A 5,276-nucleotide genomic window follows, 5' to 3' on the forward strand; every position below is an offset into this window, starting at 1 on the left:
GTACGAATAGTTAGTGGCCGGAGCGGGAGTGTCGTGCGGACATTATCTGTCAAAAAAGGCCGCTCCGCGCAAACCAAGCGCGGGGCGGCCTTACCCAAACCCAAACTAGCTCTTCATCACGTCGTGGTCCACATAACGGGCGCCGTTGAGCTCGCTGATGATGTTGATCGCTACCTTGGCGCCGTCTCCAGCGGTGATGATCGTGTGCATGCTGACGCCGGCGATCGTCCCGGCCGCCCAGACGCCGTCGACGTTCGTCCGTCCGGCTGCGTCCACCTGCACGATCGTCTTGATGCGCGGCTCCGTGCCCGTCAGCGTCGTGATGCCGCTCGCTTCCGCGAGATCGGCGAACAGGCCGGTGGCCAACACGACGTATTTGCCCGTGTAAGAGCCTTCTTCCGTCTGCACGGTCAAGCCGTCTTCGCCGCGAGCGACCGCTGTCGCTTTGCCGGTGACCAGCTCCGCGCCGAACTTGGCGATCTGCTGCTTGCCGATCTGGACGAGATCGGGGCCGGTCGTCTCGGGCACGCCGTAGTGGTTCTCCACCCAGGCGCGCTTCGTCACGCTCTGGTCGCTGTCGATCACGAGCGTCTTCTTCCCGGCCTTGGCCGTGAACAGGGCGGCACTGGCGCCTGCCGGGCCTGCTCCGATAATGATTATGTCGTACATGACTATCTCCTCCTTCGAGCCGTCGGCTGAATGTTCAGACATCCCACTCAGTATACCATCAACCGGTCCGATCTCAAAAATAGCCGACCACATAGACAAGCCCGGCAAGGCGGAAATCCGCATCGTGCCGGGCTTGTAGTTACCTCATTATTGCTGGACTTGCGCGTTCAGCTGATCGTACAGGTCGTCCCACAGAATGCGGCGGGCCGAGACATAACGCTTCGCATAATAAGACTCGTTCAGTCGATTCCGCACAACACCTTTATCGGTAGCAGAATGAACAAACTCGCCGTCGCCCAAGTAGATCCCTACGTGAGAAATGCCGCTGCCGTCCGTATTGAAGAACACAAGATCGCCTGCACGCAGCTCCTCCTTCGGAATCCAGTACCCCTCTTTGTTCTGCGCCTTGGACTGGTGAGGCAGTTCAATGCCGAACATGTTGAAGACGTACATGGTAAATCCGGAGCAATCGAATCCGCGCTCGGGCGATACTCCGCCGTACCGGTACTTCGTGCCCGCCAGACTGTCCACCGTTTGCTCGAGGACGGTCTCCGCGGAAGCGCTACCAAGCTGGAATGTAAGCAGCATGACTAGCGCTAGGGCTGACAAAACAACCTTTTTCAAAAGACGTACTCCTTCCGGTGCCTACGAGGTTAGCTGAGGGTTCGGTTGAAGGTTCCCTATGATCACTTTGGTGCGAGATCAATTCACCCGGTTTGGTTCCCCCGTTTCCCGGAAAAATCGGGAATTCGGCAAATATCGATTTTTTTCTCACTCTCCTTTCCTATTCGTGCTTCTATGCCAAAATCCTCCTGCAACTTTCAAGAAAACAAAAAAAAGCCCGAAATTGTTTGATAATTTCAGACTTTTTCTTCCAAACCCGAACTATCTAGCTTGCTGCTCGTTGAAATGATGGTATTGAGACGACACGGCCCATAGCTTGAACAGCATTTTGAGCACATGGAACAGCTGGTGGAGGATGTAGGCCGAAAGTCCCGCCCAGAGGAGGGAGACGGACATCGTGATGGCAGTTAGCAAACCGGACAGCAGCAGGAGCAGAGAGGCGAGCAGCAGGATGACCAAAAATCGGCTGAAAAAGATACGAACGGACTCGAATGTCGACGTTTCCGCCGTCCTCCCCAGCATAATGTAGACGAAAAGGAGGTGGATCAAATAGCCGTAGACCGCGACTCCCGCCACATAGGGCAGCAGCGCACTGGCCAAACCTTCGTAAGAGCCGACTGTAACCAAAGCCTTTTTCGCAATAGGAACGATCCAGTACAACGGGGCCGCTGTCAACGCCATCTGGCACAAGTAATACAAGGTGAAGGAGCCGCCAAGCTCTCGAATGCCTCGAAAAAAACGGTAGCCGGAGTTCAAATGACTGTTGTGGATCGAGTAGAAAACACCGGCGTTCAGAAGCGGAGTCAGCACCATCCGGGCGACGACGAGTCCGAGAAGCGTCCATAAGTAGGAGTAGCTGATGTCGGTCTTCGTAAGCTGGAATTCCCCTTCGGCCAGAAACAGCTGCACGGCCGATTGCGACAAATGTCCGCTCGGGTACCGGTGCATAAGAGGGACGACGATCGATTGGACGAAGGCCATCAGCAGCAGGCCCCAGGCGAACTGGTACAGCCAGAGCACGAGCAGCAGGAAATGCTGCGACGACGTCATTTTAAACCCGTATTTTAAGTGCCTTAACATAGCCGTTCCTCCTTCCGCAAACTAACGATTACCATGCGATCCCGTCCACGAGCGTTTCAATCAGCTTCACGAGACCGATGTTCCAGCGGACCTTCCACTTCGCGTCGACTTCGGTTCGATAAAAGTTGTTGATGCGTTTATTCTCGAGAATGAGCGTATGATCGGGGTCGATGGCGGCCCATTCCAGCGGGGCTCTGCTCGTGACGGTGAACAGCACCTGCTCGTCGGTTCCCGGCCACACGCGCTCGACCGATGTGCCGTCGGTGAACTGGAACTTCACGGGTACGTCCCGGTAAGCGCCCCCGAGCTTCCGCACCAGCACCGAATGCTCGTAGACCGACTCGCCGTCCTGCTTGACCTTCTTGCTGCTGGCTTGCTCGATGGAGTAATCGGCCATCAGGCCGCCATAGATGAATTGATCGAAATACGCGCTCCAGCTCGTTTTGGTCACCGATTCCAGCGTCTTCTGGAAGTCTTGAGTGGAAGGATGCTTGAACCGCCAGCGCTCGAAATACGTGTGCAGCACCTGGATCATCTGTTTCTGGCCGATCTGGTTCTCGATGCCCTTCAGCACCAGCTTGGCGCGGGTGTACACATTCTCGGCGTAGTGGTTGTGGTCCGCGTATCGCCAGGAGTCCTGCTTCAGCGGGGCGGGAGTCGTCATATAGCTAGATTCCAGCGGCAGATTCGATTTTTCGCCGAATTCGCTTTCCATCACGAGATCTTCCGCATAGGAGGTGAAGCCTTCGTCGAGCCAAGCTTCCTCGAACTCGTTGCTCGCGACCATGCCGTACCAGTACTGGTGGCCGATCTCATGCACGATGACGCGCTCTAGGTCGAACCCGCTCGTATCCTCCGAGGCCGCCCAGCCCGTAACGAGCGTCGGGTATTCCATCCCGCCAGCGCCGCCAGCGCCTGCAGGCGGGACGACGATGGACAGCGTCGAATAAGGATAAGTGCCGAACCATTCGCTGTACTTGGCAAGCGCTCGTTTGGCGGCGTACATGTAGCGGTCCTTGAGCTCTTTGTGCGCAGGGTCCAGGTAGAGCTTGATTTTCATGCCGGGAATGTTGGGTGTCGAGAAGGGCTCTTCGGCATAAACAAAATCCGGGGAAGCGGCCCAGGCGAAATCATGCACATCGTCGGCGTAGAACGAATACACCTTCTTCTTGCCGTCGTTGGAAGCCGGACCGGTCGGGAAGCCGGTGGCCGCCACCGTATAGCTGGCAGGGACTTGGATACGCACGTTGTAAATGCCGAAATCGGCGTAAAACTCGGAGTTGCCATGGTACTGGTGGAGGTTCCAGCCTTCCTCGGCGCGTCCGCGCGTCCCTTTGGGCTCGTACACCGCGACCTTCGGGAACCATTGCCCCGCCATGACGAAATCGTCCTTGTAGCCCATCCGGGCGAATACATAAGGCAGCTGGACGGAAAAGTTCATTTTGAGCGTCGTTCTCTCACCAGGGTTGACCGGCTTCGGAAGGCGGAGCTTAACCAGCGTCTGATCGAGCTTGTTGCCGTCGTCCGGCTGGACGAATTGCAGAGTAGAGGACAAGTCGAGCCCGTCCTCCGTACGGACGGACGTAATGTCCATGCGGCCGTAGCTGTCTTTGGTTCGTTCGTCCTCCCGCAGCTTGCCGCCGGACTCTTTGTTGAAGGTCGTTTTCTTGGATTGGAAGGCATTGGGGTACAGGTGGAAGTAAAGCTCGCTGACCGGCTTGCTGCCCGGATTTTCCCATGTGAACGATTGGGCGCCTTGCAGCGTTTTCTGCTCGGAATCGAGCTGGACGTTGATGTGGTACTCGACGATTCTCCGGCTAAGCGCTTGAGGGGCGGAATAGTCGGTTGGCGCAGGGGGCTCGAGCTGTGGCGCGCCGGTTGGGGCGGTTTGGGAAAAGGCGGCTCGCACTTCCGCATCGGACTGGCCGGTATAGGCTGCAGCGGACAAGGTGCCGAATACCAGCGCGAGGACAAGCATCCACAGCGCCGGATGGCGAACCAGACGGTCAATTTTGGACATGGACATAGGCATTATTCACCCCGTTGACAAGCTTTCTACCCCATCTATATGTTTGCATTTGGACAAATATTAGCTAAAATGAGTAAAAAGAATGCAAACTTAAATGCGAGCAGATAGGAAGGTGCAGGGATGGATGATACCGCGCAAGGACAAGGACAAGGGCAAGGGCAAGGACAAGGGCAAGGGCAAGGACAAGGGCAAGAGAAGGAAAAGAAGAAGTTGAACGCGCTTAATGTAGTTAGCAACAAGGAGCATCGCGGCTTCGGGGCGGGTTCGATCGATCTGAACAATTTGTCCAGCGTCATTATCGACGGGGATGAGGCGTATGTGGACCTAGGCGCAATCCATGCGAAGAGCAAGGTGGAGAAGGGCGTCAAGTTCAGCATGAACAAGGATGACGTGCCGAACGGCCGCAAATGCTGGATCGTGTGGGTGTACGTGGGGCGAGACGAGGAAGGGCAGCCTTTCTACGCCGGGCTGACTGCCTGCGAGATGCTCGTCGACACGGAAGCGCGCCGCGGCTGGAAAATTCTCGCCGACCACGTGAACAAGATGGACTACGCGATGAAACGCCGGTTCATTACGGAGGGGCTGAGCGACAGGGAGCGGGAGGCGCTTCGCAAAGTGCTGATCGAGCACAACGCCGAATGGTGGGAGCGCAGCGGGGAGACGCTGAAAGCGCAGTTGAACGCCTAATTTGTGGCGATTATGTGTCATGCGTTGAACGAAGACAGACTCTCGAGTAAACTATGGGAAGTATATTTTCGCACAATATACTAGGACAGCAAAGAGGAAGACGCCGCGCGCGTCTTCCTCTTTGCGTATGTAAGGGGGGAAACTCGAGAAACTCCCCTTACAGTGTACATTCGGGCCGAGTTGAGCG

The 5,276-nt window shown here is 56.4% G+C and carries 5 protein-coding genes and 1 riboswitch; of the genes, 1 reads left to right on the top strand and 4 read right to left on the bottom strand.

Annotation, left to right across the window (positions count from 1 at the left end; translation table 11 throughout):
• Positions 1 to 105: 105 nt before the first annotated feature.
• The 4 genes from PKO02S_RS31495 to PKO02S_RS31510 form a co-directional block, all read right to left on the bottom strand.
• Positions 106 to 669 carry an FAD-dependent oxidoreductase gene (locus tag PKO02S_RS31495; protein ID WP_127589178.1) on the bottom strand — a complete coding sequence of 188 codons (564 nt, stop codon included), beginning with the start codon at positions 667 to 669 and terminating at the stop codon, positions 106 to 108.
• 147 nt (positions 670 to 816) lie between these two features.
• Positions 817 to 1,293, bottom strand: coding sequence for a C40 family peptidase (locus PKO02S_RS31500; RefSeq protein WP_127589180.1), 477 nt, complete (start codon positions 1,291 to 1,293; stop codon positions 817 to 819).
• A gap of 3 nt (positions 1,294 to 1,296) precedes the next feature.
• Positions 1,297 to 1,434, bottom strand: a riboswitch (cyclic di-AMP (ydaO/yuaA leader).
• A 120-nt stretch (positions 1,435 to 1,554) separates the two neighbouring features.
• On the bottom strand, positions 1,555 to 2,373 hold the full coding sequence (locus tag PKO02S_RS31505) for a hypothetical protein (RefSeq protein ID WP_127589182.1): 819 nt from the start codon (positions 2,371 to 2,373) through the stop codon (positions 1,555 to 1,557).
• A gap of 28 nt (positions 2,374 to 2,401) precedes the next feature.
• Positions 2,402 to 4,399: a M1 family metallopeptidase gene (locus PKO02S_RS31510; RefSeq protein ID WP_246067661.1), complete on the bottom strand. Its 1,998-nt coding sequence runs from the start codon at positions 4,397 to 4,399 to the stop codon at positions 2,402 to 2,404.
• 123 nt (positions 4,400 to 4,522) lie between these two features.
• On the opposite strand from PKO02S_RS31510, the gene PKO02S_RS31515 reads away from it, so the two are divergent.
• On the top strand, positions 4,523 to 5,089 hold the full coding sequence (locus tag PKO02S_RS31515) for a YwhD family protein (protein ID WP_127589186.1): 567 nt from the start codon (positions 4,523 to 4,525) through the stop codon (positions 5,087 to 5,089).
• The last annotated feature ends 187 nt before the right edge of the window (positions 5,090 to 5,276 follow it).

This window comes from Paenibacillus koleovorans NBRC 103111, from assembly GCF_004000845.1.
GTDB lineage: Bacteria > Bacillota > Bacilli > Paenibacillales > NBRC-103111 > Paenibacillus_AA > Paenibacillus_AA koleovorans.

What these genes read in the sequence shown, in the direction of transcription:
- PKO02S_RS31495 (WP_127589178.1), bottom strand. Translation starts at nt 669, where the DNA reads ATGTACGACATAATCATTATCGGAGCAGGCCCGGCAGGCGCCAGTGCC.
- PKO02S_RS31510 (WP_246067661.1), bottom strand. Translation starts at nt 4,399, where the DNA reads ATGTCCATGTCCAAAATTGACCGTCTGGTTCGCCATCCGGCGCTGTGG.
- PKO02S_RS31515 (WP_127589186.1), top strand. Translation starts at nt 4,523, where the DNA reads ATGGATGATACCGCGCAAGGACAAGGACAAGGGCAAGGGCAAGGACAA.
- PKO02S_RS31505 (WP_127589182.1), bottom strand. Translation starts at nt 2,373, where the DNA reads ATGTTAAGGCACTTAAAATACGGGTTTAAAATGACGTCGTCGCAGCAT.